The organism is Sphingomonas kyeonggiensis (genome assembly GCF_030812785.1).
In the GTDB taxonomy this organism is placed as follows: domain Bacteria; phylum Pseudomonadota; class Alphaproteobacteria; order Sphingomonadales; family Sphingomonadaceae; genus Sphingomonas; species Sphingomonas kyeonggiensis_B.
The window spans coordinates 808,723-827,969 of the sequence record NZ_JAUSTJ010000002.1 but is presented as its reverse complement, the minus strand read 5'-3'; the positions used below and the strand labels follow the sequence as shown (position 1 = coordinate 827,969).

Below are 19,247 nucleotides of genomic sequence, written 5' to 3'. Positions count from 1 at the left end.
CTTCGCACGAGATCCCGGCTTTCGCCGGGATGACGGATATTGGGCAGGCTCGACTCCGCCTCTCCAACCTCAAACCGTCTCCAATATCTCTTCGGCTTCCTTCACCGCCCCCGGGGTGCCGACGTCGAACCACAGGCCCTGGTGGACCGTGCCCCACAACCGCCCCTGCTCCATCGCGCGGTTCCAGAACAGGTTGGTCGAGAACGGGCCCTCGGGCCAGTCGCGGATCACGCGGGGCGAGAGGATCTGGGCGCCGGCATAGACGAACGGCGCGAGGCGGCCGGGCTTGCGGCGCTCGGTGATGCGGCCGAGCGGGTCGAGGCGGAAATCGCCCTGCCCCTTGTGGCTGTATGCGCGGGCAAGGGGCACGAGCAGCAGCAGCGCGTCCATCTTCTCGTCGTCCCAGGCGGCGGCGAGCGCGTTCAAGGAGCCGATCGGGCCGTCGACCCAGAGCGTGTCGCTGTTCACCGTGAAGAAGGGCTTGTCGCCAAGCATCTCGCGCGCCTGGACGATGCCGCCGCCGGTCTCCATCAGCTGGGCGCGCTCGTCCGAGATCAGCACCTCGACATCGCCGGCGCGGACCTTGAGGTGCGCCTCGACCTGGTCGGCGAGGTAGTGGACGTTGACCACGGCGCGCTTGATGCCCGCCTCGCGGAGATGATCCATCGTATGGTCGAGCAGCGTCTTGCCGGCGACCTCGACCAGCGGCTTGGGGCGCGTAACGGTGAGCGGGCGCATGCGCTTGCCGAGACCGGCGGCCATCACCATCGCGGTCTCGGGCATGGCGACCACCGGATTGGGGCGCAGCGAATAGGTGGCGGAGGGTTTCATGCGCCTGCGATGGTGAGGGGGTCGCCGCGCATGTCGGCGGGGATGTTGGCCGCGAACCAGTCGGCGACCGGCTTGAGCGCCGGGTGCTGGAGGTCGCGGTTGAGATAGGTCCAGACGCGCGGGCAGAGGCCGGGGTAGCGTGGCTTGCCGTCGCGCTTCCACAGCCGGGTGAAGATGCCGACGATCTTGGCGTTCCGCTGCGCGCCGAGGACGTGATAGGCGACATCGAACGCGTCGCCGGCGCCGGTGATGCGCTTGTAGCGATCGAGCATCGCGGTCTCGAGCTCGACGGGCACGTCGCGACGCGCGTCCTGCAGCAGCGAGACGAGGTCATAGGCGGGATGGCCCGCCAGAGCGTCCTGGAAGTCGAGCAGGCCCAAGGTCTCCGCGCTACCGTCGATCAGCATGATGTTCTCGACATGGTAGTCGCGCAGCACCGTGACAGGCGTGTGACCCGTGAGCACCGGCGCGAGCACTTCGTCCCAGGCGGCGCGGTACCCCTCCATATCGACATCAAGGCCGATTGCGGGGCAATACCATTCGGGAAGCAGGTTCGCCTCGCGGCGGTACTCGGCGAGGCTGTAGGGCTTGAGCAGATCCGCCGCGGGGTGCCCGGCGAGGCGGATGATCAGGTCGATCGCCTCTTCGTAGAGCCTGAGCTCGCTCTCGGGCGCGGCATCGACGGTCTCGCGCATGCGGGCGTCGCCGAAATCCTGGATGAGGACCAGGCCCTCGGTCAGGTCCTCGTGGAGGATCTCGGGCGCGGCGAAGCCATGCTCGGTGAGCCAGCGGGCGATGTTGATGAAGGGGCGCGGGTCCTCGTGCGGCGGCGGCGCGTCCATCAGGATCGCGGTGCGGTCATGCTCGACCACGCGGAAATAGCGGCGGAACGAGGCGTCGCCGGCGAGGGGACGGATCTCGGCGCCGCCCCAGCCGGCGGCAACAAGGAAGTCGGGCGCCGCGGCGGGCGGATTCATGTCAGGGACCATCGGTCCTTCCATGCCGCGGGCACCTTCGCTGTCAAGACGCGCGCGCCGTCCGGTGCCACATCCAGGGACAGCCACAGCGCATCATGCCACGCCGCCGCGCCCAGCCGCTCGGGCCATTCGACGATCAGCAGCGAATCATACCGGGCGTCGTCGAGGCCCAGTTCCTCGGCCTCGGAGGGATCGTCGATCCGGTAGAGATCGACGTGCAGCACCGGGAAGCGGACCTCGGGCGGCTCATAGGGCTGGACGATCGCGAAGCTGGGCGACGGCGCCTCCCCCTCCAGCCCGAGCGCCGCCAGGAGCCCGCGGGCGATGCTGGTCTTGCCGGCACCGAGCGGACCGGACAGCGCGATCACGTCGCCCGGGCGGGCGAGACCGGCGAGGCGGCGGCCGAGTTCGAGTGATTCTTCGGGGGAGCGCAGCAGCATCTAAAATCCTCCCCGGCACGGGGAGGGGGACCGCGCCCGAAGGGCGTGGTGGAGGGGGCCCGCTTTCCACTGGCACTTGTTCAGGAGGAGAGCGGGCCCCCTCCACCATTCGCTGCGCGAATGGTCCCCCTCCCCGTTCCGGGGAGGAATTGACCGGATACCCTTCATTTCCGCGGCAGCTCCACCGTGACCAGCGTGCCCTCGCCCGGCTCGGAGATCAGCTCGATGCGGCCGCGGTGCGCGTCGACGAACTGCTTGGCGAGCGGCAGGCCCAAGCCCAGCGAGCGCTGGTTGCCGCGGGCATTGCCGAACTGGGCGAAGCGGTCGAAGGCACTCGCCACCTGCTCGCGCGTCATGCCCGGCCCATTGTCCGAGACGATGACGCGGGCGACGCGCTTGTTGCCGTCGAGATGGAGCAGCACCCTGCCCCCGTCCGGCGTCGCCGAGACCGCGTGGCGCAGCAGATGCTCGATCACCTGGCGGATGCGGCGCGCATCGCCGATGATGCCGCCCGCGCTGCCGGCATCCTCGACGACCAGCTCGATATTCTTCGCCTTGGCGAGCGGCGCGATCGCCTCGGCGGCGTTCTGGGCAGCATGCTCGATGTCAACCGGCGCCTTTTCCAGCGGCGCGCCCTCGCTCTGGGTGAGATCGAGCACCTCGTCGATCATCGTGCCCAGCCGCTCGACCGAGACGAGGATCGCCTCCGAATATTCCTGGCCGCTCTCGCTCAGCTGGCCGGCGAAGCCGCCATGGAGCATCTCGGCGAAACCCTTGATCGAGGTGAGCGGGGTGCGCAGCTCGTAGCTCATATTGGCGAGGAACGAAGTCTTGACCCGGTCCGCCGCCTCCAGCGCCTCGTTGCGGGCACTGAGCGCCCGCTCGGCGCGGTGGTGATCGGTGGTGTCGAGCATGGTCACCAGCGCATTGCCGTCGGGCAGCGGCACCGCGGTGATGTCGAAATGCCGGCCATCGGCAAAGGCGATGCTGGAGCCGCGCGACTGGCGATCCTGCGCGGCGATGCGGATCAGGTCACCGATGATGTCGGCGCGCGACGCCTTGACCAGCTTCGGCCCGAAGGCGCGGACCAGCGCCTGCACCTGGGGATGGCCATCGAGGAACGCGTCCTCGAAGCCCCAGACCTGGCGGAACTTGCGGTTCCACAGCTGGAGCCTGCCCTTGCCGAACACCGCGACCGCCTCGGCCAGGCCTTCCAGCGTGGCGGTGCGCACCTGCTGCATCTCGCCATGCTCGCGCTGCAGCTCGAACTGCTGGGTCTGATCCTCGAACAGCAACAGCAGCCCGCCTTCCGGCAGCGGCTGGGCGACGACGCGCATGTGCGTGGCACCGAGGCTCCAGGTCTCCTCGACCGCATCGGCGGAGACGAACCATTCGCGGCGCTCCGCCTTCCAGGCCGGATAGTCGCGCACCTCGGGCAGGCGATTGGCCTCGCGCATGCGATCGAGCACCCGGTCGAACTCGGGACGATCGGCCAGCCATTCGTTCTTCATCGCGAACATGCGGCGGAACGGCTGGTTGGAGAAGATCAGGCTGCGATCGGCACCGAACTGGGCGACGCCCGCCGAGATCCGGTCGAGCATCGCACGCTGGGCGGCGGCGAAGCGCTTGAGCCCGCCCCGCGCCTGCTCGAGCTCCTCGATATCGACCGCGAAGCCGGCGACGCCGCCGGTGCCGAGCGGCATGTCGTGGAGGCGCAGCATCCGGCGCTTGCCGCCGATCGTCGCGGGCATCGCCGCGGTCTGGGGCTCGCCGGTGTCGCGCGCGATCGCGGCATTGGCGAGCGGCCCGCCCATGCCGACGCCCTCGACCAGCTCGAGCCCGCGGGCGACCACATCCTCGGAATCCTTGCCCTCGACCGCCTGTACATAGGCGGTGTTGACCATGAGCAGGCGCAGGTCGGCGCCGCGATACCACATCGGCATCGGCGCGGCCTCGATCAGGGCAGTAAGTGCATCGAAGGCAGCGCGCAGGCGCGTGGCCTCGCGCTGCAGGCGATTGATCTCGGACTGGCTCTCGGTCGCGTCGAGGAACCAGAGGACAACCCCGCCCGGCGCGTTGACCGCCTGGGGCGCCCGCTCGCCGATCACCAGCAGGGCACGCTCCGAGCCGTGCGCGCGAACCGAGAGGCTGAACGGCTTGCCGGCCTTCTGCGCCGCGGAAACCTGCACCCCGAGCGTCTCGGCATCCTCGGGCAGCAGCCCGGCATCGGCGGTGCTGAGATCACCCAGCTCGCGCGGCAGGTCCTGGAAGCCCAGCCAGTCGCCCAGGCGGCGCGGCAACTCGATCCGGCCATCGGCGCGGACCAGCATCGCCTGGGCGGGCGAACCGCTGATCAGCGCGGCGAGTTGCGCATTGGTTTCCGCGATCGCCGCGGCGTCAGCCCGGGCACGCAGTCCGGCGAACAGCGCCCAAACCCCGCCGATGACGAGCAGCGCGAGCACGGCACCGGCGAGCACCGCGGCGGATTGCGCGATGTGGATCACCGCTATTCTCTTGTGCCGCCGACGAAATGCATCGCGCACCTTTAGGCGAATAGCGGTCCCGGCGGGAAGCTCCCGGCGAAGAAAAAGGGGCTTGGGCATGCCTCCGATCGCCGCTGGCGAAGGAACCCGGCCCCGAAGGCAGCTCGGCCGGGATGGAAACCCGGAGATGCGGACACTTCACCATCCGGCATTGCACAAAAAAGGGGCCCCGATCGCTCGGAGCCCCTCTCTTGATATGGATCTTCTATCAGAACTTCGCGGTGGTGCTGATGAAGAAGGTCCGGCCGATGTAATCGTAGCCCGAATACAGCGGCGTGTTGCCGATCACATTGGTCCAGCCGACGCTGGTCTGCGGCGGCGCCGAGTCGAACAGGTTCCGCACACCAGCCGTCAGGCTGAACTTGTCCAGCGAGAAGGTCGCCGAGACATTGTGCAGGAAGTAGTTCGGAACCTTCCAATAGTAGTTCGCGCGATAGAACTCTTCGTCAGCCGGGTTGTAGATGCCGGTGCCGGAGTCGATCGCGGCCACATGATAGGTCCGCTTGTTGTCGCCGGCGATCCAGTCGAGGCCGTAGTGAAGGCTGAACCGATCGACGCGATAGCCAGCGTTGAACGAACCGCTCCAGTCCGGCGTCGTGATGGTACCGTTCTGGTCGATCACTGGATCACCGTCGAACAGCTGGGTCGACTGCTCGAGATACTTGGTGACCGCCGCGTTCAGCGTGAACCGGCCCGGACCGATCTTCACCGCGTAGTCGAGGTTGAACTCGAGACCGCGACGAACGTCCGTCGAGAGGTTCAGATAGCTGGTGGTGACGGTGAGGGCACCGCTGGCCTCACGTTCGACCAGGCGGCAATAGCCGGCATTGGCATCGAAGCTCGCCGAGCCGTAGCACAGGTTGAGGATCGTACCAGCGCTGAGCTGGTTGACGCCGTTCTTCACGCGGATGTCGAAATAGTCGGCCGACAGCTGCAGCGTGCCGAGGCTGGCCGGGATCGGCGCAAGCAGGACCACGCCGCCGGAGAAGTTGGTCGAGGTTTCCGCCTTGAGGCCGGTCGCCGCACCACCGACGCCGAGGACCTTCACACCACCAGTCTGGAGGAAGTTCGTCGGATCGGCCGGATCGTTGGTCGGAAGACCGATCGCCGAGCAGTTCTGCACGATGATCGAGTTCGAGCTGCTCCGATAGTCGTCGCACGGATCCGACGAAGAACCGAGGAAGCCGCTCGTCGCGCCGACGAACTGCTCCGCCAGTGCCGGGGCACGATAGGACGTGCCGTAGCTGGCGCGGAAGCCGATCGCCTTGAACGGACGATATTCACCCTGGAACTTGTAGGTCGTGTTCGAACCATAGGAACGGTAGTTGGTGTACCGCGCCGAGGCATCGAAGGTGAGGCGATAGGCGAACGGCACGTCCGACAGGATCGGCGCATAGACTTCGCCGAAGAGCTCCCACACGCGGTCGCTGCCCACGGTCGGCGTCGCCGACGAGTAGTTCAGCATGTTGCCGTTGATGCTGTCCGCACCCGGCTGGTCGTTGATGCTGTTGCTGCGATACTCGGCACCGAGCGCAAGCGAGAGATCGCCGCCGGGGAGCTTGAACACCGGACCACCGACGTTGAACGACATGTTGAACTCACGATACTTCGTGTGTCCGACGACGTTCTGCTGAATATAGTCGCGATATGCCTGGGGCAGGTTGCCTGCGACGACACCGGCCGAAAGCGCCGGCGCGGCAACGCAGTTGGGATCGCTGCCACCCACCGCGGCGCGGCAGGAGTACACGCCCGGAGCGGTCTGGACGACGTCCATCGACTTGGCGATGCGGTCGATCAGGAACTGGTCACCCGAATAGGTGCCGTCGTTGAACGACTTGGCAAAGTACAGGTCGTACTTCCAGCGATTGAAGAAGAAGTTGCCGCGCAGGCCGCCGGCGGCGCGCACGAAGCTGACTTCCTGCTCGGTGCCGGTCAGGCCATAGCCGATGAACGCACGCGCACCGATGTTCGCACCGTTGGTGGTGTTGGTCGGCAGTCCGAAATTGCCGGTGTTGATCGGGCGACCGGTGGCAGCCGTGATCCCGTCGAGCAGCGGGCTGAACTGCGGATAGTCGAGCGACAGCTGACGGAAGCTGACCGTCGAGCTGTGACGCTGCGTGCCGAGCACCTCGACATACAGTTCGGCATCGCCGAGCGCGTCCAGCTCATAGCTGGCCTGCAGATAGCCCGTGTACTTCTCGAGCGGCGAGATCAGGTCTTCCTTGAGCAGGCGCGGATCGAACGAAGTACGATCATAGGTGCCGACGCCTTCGTAGCCGATCACGCCGGTGCCGACAGCGGCGCTCGGACGGAAGCGGTTGAAGTTGCCGAGCGCACCCGAGGTGGCGCCGATCGCCGACTGGGTGGGCAGGCCGAGCGTGTTGATCGTGACGCCGCCATTGTCGACCGTCCAGCACTTCGAGCGGCCGGTGGCCGGATCGATGAAATCGCCCGAACCGAAGCCTTCGCCGTCGGTCAGATAGCCGGTGATCGGGCACTGGGCCCACTTCGCGTCACCGACAGTGAGGCGCGCGCGGCGGCTATATTCCGCCGAGCCGATCAGCTTGAGGCGATCGCCCTGATAGCCGAACGACGCCGACAGCGTGTAGTCCGAGCCGGCACCGACCTGCGGCACATTGGCCTGGGCCGACAGGGTGATGCCCTTCAGCTCGGTGTCGGTGAGGATGTTGATGACGCCGGCAACGGCGTCCGAACCGTAGATCGACGATGCGCCGGCCTTGAGGACTTCGATGCGGCTCACCAGCGCGGTGGGCAGCACGTTGAGGTCGCTCGCGATGACGTTGCCCTGCGTGCCCGCCGGCTGGAGGCGGTGGCCGTTCAGCAGGACCAGGGTACGCGCCGGGCCGAGGCCACGCAGGCCGACGGTGTTGGTGCCGGTGCCGCCGTCGACGACGAAACCGCTATAGGCGTTGTTGATCTGAGCGGCGCCCTGCGTGACCGCGACGCTCTGCAGCGCGTCGGCAGTGCTCGCATAGCCCGAAGCCGTGAGGTTTTCCTTGGTAAGGACGGTCAGTCCTTCCATTCCGTTGAACGCGTTGGGCCGCGGGATGAGCGAGCCGGTAACGACGATCGTCTCTTCAGACTGTTGGTCGGCCGAGGTGCTGTCGGTCTGTGCCGGCGGAGTCTGGTCCGCAGAGCTCTGCGCCCAGGCCGTACCGGTCGTCATCGCAAGCGCGAGGACAGACGTCGAAACCAGCGCCGCACGGCGCTTTATACTAGCGATCATGAAGATATTGCCCCTTATTCGTATTATCGGCGCTCCGCCGTAACGGTGCGAGCCCCGAGATGATGGCATCGGTTCCATACGAATATTGCTGGCTTGTTGCCCATTTGTGCCGCAATGATGGATGGGGACAGTAGCCTGCCCGTGGCGGGGCAAAATGGCGATTCAGTTACAGACAGCGACATTTTCGCAACACCACTGTACCGTTCCGCGCAATCGGGTTTCGCCAAAATGGGGTGCGACGCGCCTTTTCGCACCTGCAGCAATTATGTGAGCCGATTGGGCACGCGCGCCGCACTCCTCGCGTGGCAACGGCCCAGCCACAAACGGGCATCGTTGGGCTGTCTTCTTTCGCGCAGGCACAAAAAAGGGGCGCCCGCGCGTGGCGGACGCCCCTTTCGGCATGAGAATGCCGGAAATCAGTAGCGATAGTGATCCGGCTTGAACGGCCCCTCGACGGTGACGCCGATGTAATCCGCCTGCTTCTGGGTGAGCTTGGTCAGCTTCACGCCGAGCTTGTCGAGGTGCAGCGCCGCGACCTTCTCGTCGAGGTGCTTCGGGAGCACGTAGACGTCGTTCTTGTACTCGTCCGACTTGGTCCACAGCTCGATCTGGGCGAGGACCTGGTTGGTGAAGGACGACGACATCACGAACGACGGGTGGCCGGTCGCATTGCCGAGGTTCACCAGGCGGCCCTTCGACAGCACGATGATCTTCTTGCCGTCCGGGAACTCGACTTCGTCGACCTGCGGCTTGATCTCGGTCCACTTGAAGTTGGCGAGGCCGGCGATCTCGATCTCGCTGTCGAAGTGACCGATGTTCGAGACGATCGCCATGTTCTTCATCGCGCGCATGTGATCGACGGTGAGCACGGCTTCGTTGCCGGTGGCGGTGACGAAGATATCGGCGCGGGTAGCGGCCTCTTCCATCGTCACGACTTCATAGCCTTCCATCGCCGCCTGCAGCGCGCAGATCGGATCTATCTCGGTGACCAGCACGCGGGCGCCGCCGTTGCGGAGCGACGCAGCCGAGCCCTTGCCGACGTCACCGAAGCCGGCGACGCAGGCGACCTTGCCGGCGAGCATCACGTCGGTGGCGCGACGGATCGCGTCGACCAGCGATTCCTTGCAGCCATAGAGATTGTCGAACTTCGACTTGGTCACGCTGTCGTTGACGTTGATCGCCGGGAACGGGAGCTTGCCCTTCTTCGACAGCTCGTAGAGGCGGTGCACGCCGGTGGTGGTCTCTTCCGAAACGCCCTTGATCGTGGCGACGGTCTTGGTGAGGTAGCCCGGACGCTCGGCGAGGAAGCGCTTCAGCGTGGCGACGAAGATCTCTTCCTCTTCGTTCGACGGGGTGAACAGTTCCTCACCCGCCTCGACGCGCGCGCCCCACAGCGCGAACATGGTGGCGTCGCCACCGTCGTCAAGGATCATGTTGCAGGTCTGGTCATGGCCCCAGTCGAAGATGCGGATGACATAGTCCCAATATTCTTCGAGCGTCTCGCCCTTGACGGCGAAGACGGGGATGCCGGCCTCGGCGATGGCGGCCGCGGCGTGGTCCTGGGTCGAGTAGATGTTGCAGGTCGCCCAGCGCAGCTCGGCGCCGAGTTCCTTCAGCGTCTCGATCAGCACGGCGGTCTGGATCGTCATGTGCAGCGAGCCGGTGATGCGCGCGCCCTTGAGCGGCTTCGAGGCGCCGAACTCCTGGCGCAGCGCCATCAGGCCCGGCATTTCGGTCTCGGCGATCTCGATCTCCTTGCGGCCAAAGGCGGCAAGCGAGAGGTCCTTGATGACATAGTCCTTGTCGAGCACGGTAGCCACGAGCGGTCTCCAGATGTGAATCGATTACGCGCCGGGAATCGCCGGCTGCGGATGCGGGCGCCCTACAGGCTCGGCGGCGTGGGCGCAACCCGGATATAAAGATATCTTTATATGTCGCGGCGAGCCGGTCTTTGTGCGGGGCATGGCGGCATGATAGCCTCGCGCCATGCAGTGGCTGATCCTTCGGCTCGTGATGCTCGCAGCTCCGGCCGAGCCGGCACAGCAGAGCTATCCCCTGCCCTGCTTCTACGCCCCGCGCGACGGCGAGCTCGACACGTTCGAGAACTGCGCGGCGCAGGCGGAGGATGGGACGATCCGGCTGGCATCGGCGCATCTGAGGCGGCTGGACTTTGACCGCTGGGGATTGGCCGCGATCCATGTCGGCAAGAGCTTCCACTATGTCCGCCGCGATGGCCGCAGCGCCCCGGTGATGACGATGGACAATGGCGCCGATCCGTTCGTCGATGGGCGCGCGCGGTCGGAGTGGCAGGGCAAAATCGGCTATGTCGACCGGACGCTGCGGCTGGTGATCGCGCGGCGTTATGACGGGGCGATGCCGTTCGAAAAGGGCTTTGCCGAAGTCTGCATGGGATGCTCGCTGACGGGGGATGGCGAGCATCACTGGTATGCCGGCGGGCGGTGGCTGCGGGTGGACCGGGCTGGTCGGGAAGTGGCTGGGAAGCGGTGATCCCCATTCTTGTTCCCCGGCGACAGTTCAGCGCATCCACTTATGCATGATATAAAGACATAAAGAAATCCTTATATCACCCTTGACGCGCGACCCCGACGCGCGGATGCTTATGGCGTCGAAGGTTCTTCCGGCTTGCCCGGAAGCTAAGACGGGAAGCCGGTGCGAATCCGGCGCTGCCCCCGCAACTGTAAGCGGCGAGCGGCGGTCCAGAATGTCACTGGGGGCAACCCTGGGAAGACGGACCGTCCGCGCTGACCCGTGAGCCAGGAGACCTGCCCTTGACGCGATAACGTCCACCGGCGGGGTGCCCGGTCTGGCCGCCTGCTTGCCGCGGCCGGGCCTTCCGTCCGTTCGCGGCGCGTGCGCGTGTCCATGCCGGTCTCCCCCGCCCTTCATCGGGGTATGAAGACCATGACCGTTACTGTTGCCACGCTCGGCTTTCCGCGGATCGGACCGCGGCGCGAGCTCAAATTCGCTCTGGAGAAGTTCTGGGGCGGCAAGTCCACCGAAGCCGAACTGCTCGAATCGGCCGCCGGTCTGCGCGCCGCCGCCTGGGCCCGTCAGGCCGCAATCGGGACCGACTGGCTCCCGTCGAACGACTTCTCCTTCTACGACCATGTGCTCGACACCAGCCTGATGCTCGGCGCGATCCCGGAGCGCTACGGCGTCGCCGCCGGCACCGCCGATCTGGGCACCTATTTCGCGATGGCGCGCGGTACGACGGGCGAGACCGCGACCTGCGCGCACGGCCATGGCCACACCGCGCAGGAAATGACCAAATGGTTCGACACCAACTATCACTATATGGTGCCCGAGCTGGTCGCAGGGCAGCAACTCGCCCTCTCTTCCTCCAAGATCGTCGACGAATATCGCGAGGCCAAAGCGCTCGGCTATGAGACGCGCCCGGTGCTGCTCGGCCCGGTCACCTGGCTGAGCCTGGCCAAGGGCCGCGACGTCGATCCCTTCGACCATCTCGACGAAGTGCTCGGCCTCTATTCGGCAGTGCTGACCCAGCTCCAGCATGCCGGCGCGCAATGGGTGCAGATCGACGAGCCGATCCTCGTCACCGACCTGAGCGACCGCCAGCGCGCCGCGATCACCCGCGCCTATGCCAAGCTGCCGCGCCTCGGCCTCAAGATCATGCTCGCCACCTATTTCGGCGCGCTGGAGGACAATCTCACTTTGGCGGTGAACCTGCCGGTGGCGGGGTTGCATATCGATCTCGTCCGCGCGCCGGACCAACTCGACAAGGTGCTGGTAGCGGCACCCAAGGGCCTCTTGCTCTCGCTCGGCGTGATCGACGGGCGCAACATCTGGCGGGCGGACCTGGAAAAGCTGCTCGACCGGCTGGAGCCGATCGCGGCGACGCGCGACCTGGTGCTGGCCCCGTCCTGCTCGCTGCTCCATGTGCCGGTGGACCTGGCGCTGGAGCCCAAGCTCGACGACGAAGTGAAACAGTGGCTCGCCTTCGCCGTGCAGAAGATCGACGAGCTGGCGACGCTCAAGGATGCGCTCAACGGCGGGCGCGGCCGGGTGGCGGACAAGCTTGCCGCATCGAGCGCGGCGGCGGCTGCGCGCAAGGTTTCACCACGCATCCACGATCCGAAGGTCGCGGCGCGGATGGCCGGGGTGACTGCAGCGATGCGCAAGCGGACCTCGCCCTATGCGATACGCGCCACCGTGCAGGCGGAAGTGCTCGACCTGCCGCCCTTCCCCACCACCACGATCGGCTCCTTCCCGCAGACCGCCGAGGTTCGCCACGCCCGGGCCGAGCATAATCGCGACAATCTGGGCAGCGCGGCGTACGAGCAGTTCCTGCGCGAGGAGACCGAGCGGACGATCCGCTGGCAGGAGGAAGCCGGGCTCGACATGCTGGTGCACGGCGAGTTCGAGCGGAACGACATGGTCCAGTATTTCGGCGAGCAGCTCGCCGGCTTCGCCTTCACGGTGAATGGCTGGGTGCAGTCCTATGGCTCGCGCTGCGTGCGGCCGCCGATCCTCTATGGCGACGTCTCGCGGCCCGAGCCGATGACGGTCGAGTGGTGGCGCTATGCCCAGTCGCTGACGACCAAGCCGATGAAGGGCATGCTGACCGGGCCGGTGACGATCCTCAACTGGAGCTTCGTGCGCGACGACCAGCCGCGCTCGGCATCGTGCCGGCAGATCGCGCTGGCGATCCGCGACGAAGTGTTCGATCTGGAAGCGGCCGGCTGCAAGGCGATCCAGATCGACGAGGCGGCGCTGCGCGAGGGCATGCCACTGCGCAAGCGCGACTGGCAGGCCTATCTCGACTGGGCAGTCGATGCCTTCCGCCTGACCGCTTCGGGCGTGGCCGATGCGACGCAGATCCACACCCACATGTGCTATTCGGAGTTCAACGACATCCTGCCGGCGATCGGCGCGATGGACACCGACGTGATCTCGATCGAGACCGCACGCTCGCAGATGGAGCTGCTCCAGGGCTTTGCCGCCTATCGCTATCCGAGCGCGATCGGGCCGGGCGTCTACGACATCCACGCGCCGCGCGTGCCGGGCGTCGACGAGATGGTCGAGCTGATACGGCTCGCCCAGGCACATCTCGCGCCCGAGCAGCTCTGGGTGAACCCCGATTGCGGGCTCAAGACCCGGAAGTGGGAGGAAGTGAAGCCGGCGATCGACGCGATGGTCGCAGCGGCGCGGGTCCTGCGCGTCCGCGTGGCCGAGCCGGCCTGACGATTGGTACCGCCCGGCCAGGGTACGGCCGGGCGGTAACTTCGGCGAAAATGGCGGTACCCCAGATTATGGCTGGTGACGGAAACGGTGTGGCGGCGCAGGATACACAGGTCATTCCCCCACCCGTGAGTGCGTCATGTTCCGTTTCCCCGCGTTCGCCCTGCTCGCTTCGCTCCTCACCACCCTTGCTGCGCCCGCCCATAGCCAGGACATCCTGTCAGGCGATGAGCCGCCAGCGCCGCGCGCTTCGCCAGAACTGGCCGCGCGTGCTTGGATAATCCGCAACGCGCCCCAACAGGTGCGGGACAATTGCTGGAAGCTGGGCTGCATGATCATCATCAACGAGACCAGCGGCTATGACGCGATCGGCTTCTATGTCGATGCCGCCCGGCCGGGGAAGAAGGCGCAGTGGAGCGCCAACCAGTTCGGCGAGGCGCTGCAGCCGGCCAAGGCGACGATCCGCTTCAAGACGGGCGGCCCGGATACCTGCGACCTGCCGGTCCGCATCGTGCTGAAGCAGCGCGAGACGGGCGAGAAGATCGAAGTCGAGGGCAGCGGCAGTTTCTGCACCTCGCCGCATCAGGACTCGCTGGTGCGGATCAAGCTGCTGGAGGGCAAGGTGTTCGTACGCGGCGACGACGAGCCGCCTCCCGCCACGACGCACTGAACCGGGTCAGCCGCACCAGAGCACGGTCTTCACCAGATGCGGCTTGGGGCAGGCGCGCCCGGCCGGCAGCGGCAGCGGCTTGCCCGGCCGCCACAGCCCCAGCCGCTGCTGGAGGTTCGGCATCTCGGAATCGATCGCCGCCAGCGGGTTGCCATCGCCATAGAGGGTCGCGCTGCGGAAGCGCAGCACCTGCCTGTAGCGCAGCGCGGCATCGGGCCGGCTCACGCTGATCCAATAGCCGAAGGGCGCATCGCTCGTCGGCTCGGCGAAGATCACCGCGCCCTTGAGCGTGCCGTCCGCGACATAGCGGATCTCCTCATTGTTGTTACGGCCGGTCCGCTGCGCATAGGCGGTGACGAAGCTGTCCTTCGCGGGATCATAGGCGAGCAGCCGGATGGCGACGCGCTGGTTGCCGTTGCCGCTATGGACGCTCGCCACCCGCAGGAGCAGCAGCGCCCGGCCGGGTGCCGGATGCACGATCTCCGGCGGATCGAGATAATGGGGGTCGGAGAAGTAATCGGGCTCGCCCGCAAGCAGCATGCCGGCCAGTCCCGGATCGCAGCCATGTCCTGCATCCTTGCTGAGGCACAAGGCGATCTTGCCGGGTTCCTGGTTGCCCGCGACGCCCTCACCTTCCGGCCCCTGCGTCGCGGTCAGGCGCCAGGGCGAGCGCGCGGCAAAAGGCTTGGCGAGGTCGATCGAGGCGACAACCTTCCCTTCCGGCGGCGCCACACCGCCGGCGAGCAGCACCGCGCCAGCCAGGAGTACCAGATGCCTCACGCCGTCCCCGCGCTGTTGGCGAGCAGCCGCGGATCGATGCCGGCGCCGGCAAAGGCGACTGCCCAGCGATCCTCGGCGTCGATGTCGTAGATCAGGTCGGGCGTGCCGTCGGTGTTGAACCAGCCGTGCCGCGCCAGCTCGCTGTCGAGCTGGCCCTCGCTCCACCCGGCATAGCCGAGCGCCACGATCCATTTGGACGGACCCGTCCCTTCCGCGATCGCGCGCAGCACGTCGATGGTGCCGGACAGCGCCCAGCGCCCGCCGACGTCGATAGTATCCTGCCCACCCCAATCGGGCGAGTGCAGTACGAATCCCCGCCGCGGCTCCACCGGCCCACCGAAATGCACCGGGGTGTCGGGCGCGAGGCCGGGCTCGATCTCGAACTGCTTGAGCAGGTCGTGCAGCGTCAGCCCGTCGATCGTATCGCCGATGCCGATGCCGAGCGCACCCTCCCCGTCATGGGCGCACATCGCGATCACGGCGCGTTCGAAGCGCGGATCGCCGATGCCCGGCATTGCGAGGAGGAACTGGCCGGTGAGGAAGCGCGTCGAGTCCATGGCCAATCAACGTAGCCGCACCGTTTCGGCTCCGCCACGCTTGAAAATCATCCCCGGCGCGCCGATTGAACGGCTCCACTGAATTTCCAGACTCGAATTTCCAGGAGAGCAAGATGACCATCCAGGTTGGCGACCGCATCCCCAGCGTCAATTTCGTCAAGGTGACCGAGGGCGGCCCCGAGCAGATCGCCTCGGACGATTTCTTCGCCGGCCGCAAGGTCGCGCTCTTCTCGGTGCCGGGTGCCTTCACCCCCACCTGCTCGGCCAAGCACCTGCCGGGCTTTGTCGAGAAGGCCGAGGAGATCAAGGCGAAGGGCGTGGACGAAATCGCCTGCACCGCGGTCAACGACGCGTTCGTGATGGGCGCCTGGGGCCAGCAGAGCGGCGTCGCCGGCAAGGTGACGATGCTCGCCGACGGCAATGGCGATTTCCCCAAGGCGATCGGCCTGACCATGGACGGATCGAAGTTCGGCATGGGCACGCGCGGCCAGCGCTTCTCGATGCTGGTCAATGACGGCGTGGTCGAGCAGCTCAACGTCGAGGCGCCGGGCCAGTTCGAAGTCAGCTCGGCCGATTATCTGCTCGGCAAGCTGTGATCTGAACACGGTGGCGTAACGGAACCGTCGGAGGCTCGCCGGAGTTGATTCGGCGAGCACTTCAGAAAGGGACCGTCATGGCCGATACCGAAACTGCCAACGCTACGCCGACGACTTTGGAAGAAGCGACCGAGAACGCGAAGAGCTTCCTCGCCCAGGCGCAGGAAGCGATCGGCGACGCGGTCGATGCCACCGTCACCGCGGTGAAGGAGCACCCGATCGCAGCGGCGGGTATCGCCGCGGGCGTCGCGGCTGCCGTCGGCGGGGCCGCCTATGCCGCCACCCAGCTGGGCGGCGACAAGGAGCCGGCACCGAAGGCAAAGAAGTAACCTGTGAAAGCCCCTCTCCTTCAGGGGAGGGGTTTGGGGTGGGGGATGTCTCGCAGAGGCGCCGCCCACCGCACTGCCCCTCCCCACCCCCCCCCCTGAAGGAGAGGGGCTTTTGAAGGGCAGTCTTGCCAGCGTCATCTTTGGGCACTAGCCCTGCAAGATGACTCAAGCATCCGATATCGTCGCCGATCTCGAGCGCCTCTACAACGCCTCGGTCGATCGCCTCAAAGCCGCCCTGAACCGCTATATCAACGACGGCACGCCGCCGAGTCCGGAGGACCGGACGGACGGCAGCTTCGCCTATCCCGAGCTCCGCCTCACCTATCGCGGCGGCACCGACCGCAACCGCCCCACCCCGCGCCGCTCGTTCGGCCGGCTGGTCGAGGAAGGCGAGTATCGCATCTCGGTCACCCGCCCGGCGATGTTCAGCCGCTACCTCACCGAGCAGCTGACCTTCCTGATCGAGGACTATGACGTAGAGGTCCATGCCGTCACCGGGCGGCAGGAGATCCCCTTCCCCTATGTGCTCGATCCCGGCCATATCGCGGCGATGGACCAGATCTCGGTCACCGAGCTGGGCCGCCACTTCCCGGCGACCGAGCTGGCGCATATCGGCGACGAGATCGCCGACGGGCTGTGGATGTCGGTGGACGAGACCCGTCCGCTGGCGCTGTTCGATGGACTGCGCACCGATTTCTCGCTGGCGCGCCTGCGCCACTATACCGGCACGCCGGTCGAGCATTTCCAGCAGTACATCCTGTTCACCAACTATCACCGCTATGTCGACGAGTTCGTCCGCTGGGCGGTCGATCAGCTCGGCGAAGGCTCCCGCTTCACCGGCGTCTCGGGCGCGGGCGGCATCCTGGTCGAAGCGGGGGACGATACCGACCGGCTGCTCAACGACACCTCGGCATGGCGGCGGCATCAGATGCCGGCCTATCACCTGATGGCCCGGGACGGCACGGGCATCACGCTGGTGAACATCGGCGTCGGCCCGTCCAACGCCAAGACGATCACCGATCACCTCGCGGTGCTGCGTCCCGAGGCCTGGCTGATGATCGGGCATTGCGGCGGCCTGCGCCCGAGCCAGCGGATCGGCGACTATGTCCTCGCCCACGCATACCTCCGCGACGACCATATCATGGACGACGTGCTGCCGCCCGAGATCCCGATCCCGGCCATCGCCGAAGTCCAGCTCGCGCTGGCTCGCGCCGCCGAGACGGTCTCGGGCCAGTCGGGCGAGGAACTCAAGCAGCGGCTGCGCACGGGCACGATCGTCACCACCGATGACCGCAACTGGGAGCTGCGCTACTCGAAGTCTGCGCTGCGCTTCTCGCTGAGTCGCGCGGTGGGAATCGACATGGAGAGCGCCACGCTGGCCGCGCAGGGCTATCGCTTCCGCGTGCCCTATGGGACGCTGCTCTGCGTCTCGGACAAGCCGCTCCACGGCGAGCTGAAACTGCCGGGCCAGGCCAATCGCTTCTACGAGCGCGCGATCGCCGAGCACCTCAAGATCGGCATCGAGACCTGCGAGGAACTGCGCCGCGAAGGCCCCCGCCTCCACTCGCGCAAGCTGCGCGCGTTCAACGAGCCGCCGTTCAGATAAGGAGACCTGCGATGATCGACCCCGAGGAGCAGCCCGAAGCCGAAGCACCGCGCGCGCACCAGCCAGACGGTACCGACAGTTCGGCGGAGTGGGACGCGCAGATTATCGACGAGAACATGATCCCGGACGGAGACGCGCCGGAGGCTTGAAGATACAGCCTTCAAGACGCGCAGAAGCGAGGTCGCTGCTCGGGCAGGCGTGACTTTGTCGAATCCGGCATTCTTCCATTCGTCACCCCGGGCTTGACCCGGGGTCCCGCTTCTTATGTCTTATGCAAATGGAATGTGGCGGCTGGGTCTACATGATGGCCGATCGTTATCGCGGCACGATCTATGTGGGCGTGACCGCCAACCTCGCCGCACGTGTTCATCAACACAGGACCGGGGACGGTTCGGATTTCTGCCGTCGCTACGGGCTCGATCGTCTCGTCTGGGCGGAGCAGGCTCCCTCGATTACCGATTGCATCGCCCATGAGAAGCGGGTGAAACGCTGGCGACGAGAATGGAAGTTTGCGCTGATCGAAACTGGCAATCCGGAATGGTATGACCTTTCCGAAATGCACGCCTGAGGAAGAAGCGGGACCCCGGGTCAAGCCCGGGGTGACGGAAAGGAGGGCGCTGATCCCCTGTCCAGCCTCCAATTACCAGTCCCGCAGCTGGCATTGCTTTCCCATAGGAGCCCGCCTCACCGGCTGAGCTGGAATTCCACCGACAGGTTGGCGTTCACCGTCACGCTATCCGAGCCCGCGCCCGGCTTGCTGGCGAACATGCCGATCAGCTCGAGAAAGAAGCTCATCGAACCGGCGACCATGTCCTGCTTCTCGCTGATCCGCACGATCGACGCCTTGCGCAGTCCCAGCGCGGACGCATAGGCCGCCGCCTCGCCGCGCGCCTTGGCGATGGCGTCCGCCTTGGCCTGGCGCGTCGGGCCGACATAATCGTCGAGCAGCGCGATCACATCGTCATCCATCTTGGCGCCGCTCGCCTCCGCCACAGGCTTGGCAGCGGTCGCAGCAGCCCTGCTGGGCGCATCGAAGAACACCGTCTCGCTCGCCGTCGATTGCGGCTTTTCGCCATCCTCCAGCGCGTCGAGCGAGAAGCTCGGCTTGCCGCGCCCGGTAAAGGCGCCGAACAGGCTGGCGAGCGGATTGGAGGCAGCGCCGGTGAGGGGCTGGCCCTCGCGAATGCCCTTCGCGCCCAGTGCCGCCACCAGCCTGGCACGGTTGGCCGCCAGCGCAGCCTCCGCCGCCTTCTCGTCCGCGCCCTTGCCGATGACCTTCACCGAGAAGCGGAAGCGGTTGGCCGGCACCTTGACCTGTCCGGTGGAGACGATCTCCACCGCCACCGGACCGTCCACCGGCGCGGACTGGGCCATTGCCATATGGGGCACGGCAACCGAGGCGAGCACGAGCGCATATTTGAGCATGTCCGGAACTCCCTGAACGAAAAAGG

At 66.5% G+C, this 19,247-nt stretch carries 17 protein-coding genes and 1 riboswitch; of the genes, 8 read left to right on the top strand and 9 right to left on the bottom strand.

The window, feature by feature from the left end; genetic code table 11:
* Nucleotides 1-69: 69 nt before the first annotated feature.
* The 6 genes from J2W22_RS13410 to ahcY form a co-directional block, all read right to left on the bottom strand.
* Nucleotides 70-831 (bottom strand): nucleotidyltransferase family protein, encoded by a 762-nt coding sequence (locus J2W22_RS13410; protein ID WP_307118743.1) that lies wholly within the window; start codon nucleotides 829-831, stop codon nucleotides 70-72.
* Entirely contained in the window at nucleotides 828-1,808 is a 981-nt protein-coding gene (locus tag J2W22_RS13405) for an aminoglycoside phosphotransferase family protein (protein ID WP_307119583.1), read from the bottom strand. Before J2W22_RS13405 ends, J2W22_RS13410 begins: the two co-directional genes overlap by 4 nt.
* Nucleotides 1,805-2,248, bottom strand: coding sequence for a tRNA (adenosine(37)-N6)-threonylcarbamoyltransferase complex ATPase subunit type 1 TsaE (gene tsaE, locus J2W22_RS13400; RefSeq protein WP_307118742.1), 444 nt, complete (start codon nucleotides 2,246-2,248; stop codon nucleotides 1,805-1,807). Before tsaE ends, J2W22_RS13405 begins: the two co-directional genes overlap by 4 nt.
* Before the next feature lie 164 nt (nucleotides 2,249-2,412).
* Nucleotides 2,413-4,752 carry a sensor histidine kinase gene (locus J2W22_RS13395; protein ID WP_307118741.1) on the bottom strand — a complete coding sequence of 780 codons (2,340 nt, stop codon included), beginning with the start codon at nucleotides 4,750-4,752 and terminating at the stop codon, nucleotides 2,413-2,415.
* A gap of 247 nt (nucleotides 4,753-4,999) precedes the next feature.
* A complete protein-coding gene (locus J2W22_RS13390; RefSeq protein WP_307118740.1) occupies nucleotides 5,000-8,038 on the bottom strand; it encodes a TonB-dependent receptor plug domain-containing protein in 3,039 nt (1,012 codons plus the stop codon).
* A gap of 416 nt (nucleotides 8,039-8,454) precedes the next feature.
* Entirely contained in the window at nucleotides 8,455-9,858 is a 1,404-nt protein-coding gene (gene ahcY, locus J2W22_RS13385) for an adenosylhomocysteinase (RefSeq protein ID WP_307118739.1), read from the bottom strand.
* A gap of 166 nt (nucleotides 9,859-10,024) precedes the next feature.
* Between ahcY and J2W22_RS13380 the strand changes: the two genes are divergently transcribed.
* The 3 genes from J2W22_RS13380 (at nucleotide 10,025) to J2W22_RS13370 (ending at nucleotide 13,928) form a co-directional block, all read left to right on the top strand.
* Nucleotides 10,025-10,546: a WG repeat-containing protein gene (locus J2W22_RS13380; protein WP_307118738.1), complete on the top strand. Its 522-nt coding sequence runs from the start codon at nucleotides 10,025-10,027 to the stop codon at nucleotides 10,544-10,546.
* 105 nt (nucleotides 10,547-10,651) lie between these two features.
* A riboswitch (cobalamin riboswitch) is annotated at nucleotides 10,652-10,843 on the top strand.
* A 117-nt stretch (nucleotides 10,844-10,960) separates the two neighbouring features.
* The gene (metE, locus tag J2W22_RS13375) at nucleotides 10,961-13,261 is read left to right on the top strand and encodes a 5-methyltetrahydropteroyltriglutamate--homocysteine S-methyltransferase (protein ID WP_307118737.1); all 2,301 of its coding nucleotides are present in this window, start codon (nucleotides 10,961-10,963) and stop codon (nucleotides 13,259-13,261) included.
* Nucleotides 13,262-13,397: 136 nt separating this feature from the next.
* Nucleotides 13,398-13,928 carry a hypothetical protein gene (locus J2W22_RS13370; protein ID WP_307118736.1) on the top strand — a complete coding sequence of 177 codons (531 nt, stop codon included), beginning with the start codon at nucleotides 13,398-13,400 and terminating at the stop codon, nucleotides 13,926-13,928.
* 6 nt (nucleotides 13,929-13,934) lie between these two features.
* Here the strand turns inward: J2W22_RS13370 and J2W22_RS13365 are convergent, their stop codons facing one another.
* Nucleotides 13,935-14,708, bottom strand: coding sequence for a hypothetical protein (locus J2W22_RS13365; RefSeq protein WP_307118735.1), 774 nt, complete (start codon nucleotides 14,706-14,708; stop codon nucleotides 13,935-13,937).
* Entirely contained in the window at nucleotides 14,705-15,265 is a 561-nt protein-coding gene (locus J2W22_RS13360) for a YqgE/AlgH family protein (RefSeq protein WP_307118734.1), read from the bottom strand. The genes J2W22_RS13365 and J2W22_RS13360 overlap by 4 nt, the downstream gene beginning before the upstream one ends.
* A gap of 113 nt (nucleotides 15,266-15,378) precedes the next feature.
* On the opposite strand from J2W22_RS13360, the gene J2W22_RS13355 reads away from it, so the two are divergent.
* The 5 genes from J2W22_RS13355 (at nucleotide 15,379) to J2W22_RS13335 (ending at nucleotide 18,364) form a co-directional block, all read left to right on the top strand.
* Nucleotides 15,379-15,861 (top strand): peroxiredoxin, encoded by a 483-nt coding sequence (locus J2W22_RS13355; RefSeq protein ID WP_307118733.1) that lies wholly within the window; start codon nucleotides 15,379-15,381, stop codon nucleotides 15,859-15,861.
* A 77-nt stretch (nucleotides 15,862-15,938) separates the two neighbouring features.
* Nucleotides 15,939-16,190, top strand: coding sequence for a hypothetical protein (locus J2W22_RS13350; protein ID WP_307118732.1), 252 nt, complete (start codon nucleotides 15,939-15,941; stop codon nucleotides 16,188-16,190).
* Between the two features lie 160 nt (nucleotides 16,191-16,350).
* Entirely contained in the window at nucleotides 16,351-17,796 is a 1,446-nt protein-coding gene (locus tag J2W22_RS13345) for an AMP nucleosidase (protein ID WP_307118731.1), read from the top strand.
* An 11-nt stretch (nucleotides 17,797-17,807) separates the two neighbouring features.
* The gene (locus tag J2W22_RS13340) at nucleotides 17,808-17,945 is read left to right on the top strand and encodes a hypothetical protein (protein ID WP_307118730.1); all 138 of its coding nucleotides are present in this window, start codon (nucleotides 17,808-17,810) and stop codon (nucleotides 17,943-17,945) included.
* Between the two features lie 122 nt (nucleotides 17,946-18,067).
* Nucleotides 18,068-18,364: a GIY-YIG nuclease family protein gene (locus J2W22_RS13335; protein WP_307118729.1), complete on the top strand. Its 297-nt coding sequence runs from the start codon at nucleotides 18,068-18,070 to the stop codon at nucleotides 18,362-18,364.
* A 116-nt stretch (nucleotides 18,365-18,480) separates the two neighbouring features.
* Here J2W22_RS13335 and J2W22_RS13330 read toward each other — a convergent pair whose 3' ends face one another.
* Nucleotides 18,481-19,221, bottom strand: coding sequence for an SIMPL domain-containing protein (locus J2W22_RS13330; RefSeq protein WP_307118728.1), 741 nt, complete (start codon nucleotides 19,219-19,221; stop codon nucleotides 18,481-18,483).
* Nucleotides 19,222-19,247 lie beyond the last annotated feature (26 nt).

What these genes read in the sequence shown, in the direction of transcription:
- J2W22_RS13410 (WP_307118743.1), bottom strand. Translation starts at nt 831, where the DNA reads ATGAAACCCTCCGCCACCTATTCGCTGCGCCCCAATCCGGTGGTCGCC.
- J2W22_RS13405 (WP_307119583.1), bottom strand. Translation starts at nt 1,808, where the DNA reads ATGAATCCGCCCGCCGCGGCGCCCGACTTCCTTGTTGCCGCCGGCTGG.
- tsaE (WP_307118742.1), bottom strand. Translation starts at nt 2,248, where the DNA reads ATGCTGCTGCGCTCCCCCGAAGAATCACTCGAACTCGGCCGCCGCCTC.
- J2W22_RS13390 (WP_307118740.1), bottom strand. Translation starts at nt 8,038, where the DNA reads ATGATCGCTAGTATAAAGCGCCGTGCGGCGCTGGTTTCGACGTCTGTC.
- J2W22_RS13380 (WP_307118738.1), top strand. Translation starts at nt 10,025, where the DNA reads ATGCAGTGGCTGATCCTTCGGCTCGTGATGCTCGCAGCTCCGGCCGAG.
- metE (WP_307118737.1), top strand. Translation starts at nt 10,961, where the DNA reads ATGACCGTTACTGTTGCCACGCTCGGCTTTCCGCGGATCGGACCGCGG.
- J2W22_RS13370 (WP_307118736.1), top strand. Translation starts at nt 13,398, where the DNA reads ATGTTCCGTTTCCCCGCGTTCGCCCTGCTCGCTTCGCTCCTCACCACC.
- J2W22_RS13360 (WP_307118734.1), bottom strand. Translation starts at nt 15,265, where the DNA reads ATGGACTCGACGCGCTTCCTCACCGGCCAGTTCCTCCTCGCAATGCCG.
- J2W22_RS13355 (WP_307118733.1), top strand. Translation starts at nt 15,379, where the DNA reads ATGACCATCCAGGTTGGCGACCGCATCCCCAGCGTCAATTTCGTCAAG.
- J2W22_RS13350 (WP_307118732.1), top strand. Translation starts at nt 15,939, where the DNA reads ATGGCCGATACCGAAACTGCCAACGCTACGCCGACGACTTTGGAAGAA.
- J2W22_RS13345 (WP_307118731.1), top strand. Translation starts at nt 16,351, where the DNA reads ATGACTCAAGCATCCGATATCGTCGCCGATCTCGAGCGCCTCTACAAC.
- J2W22_RS13340 (WP_307118730.1), top strand. Translation starts at nt 17,808, where the DNA reads ATGATCGACCCCGAGGAGCAGCCCGAAGCCGAAGCACCGCGCGCGCAC.
- J2W22_RS13335 (WP_307118729.1), top strand. Translation starts at nt 18,068, where the DNA reads ATGCAAATGGAATGTGGCGGCTGGGTCTACATGATGGCCGATCGTTAT.
- J2W22_RS13330 (WP_307118728.1), bottom strand. Translation starts at nt 19,221, where the DNA reads ATGCTCAAATATGCGCTCGTGCTCGCCTCGGTTGCCGTGCCCCATATG.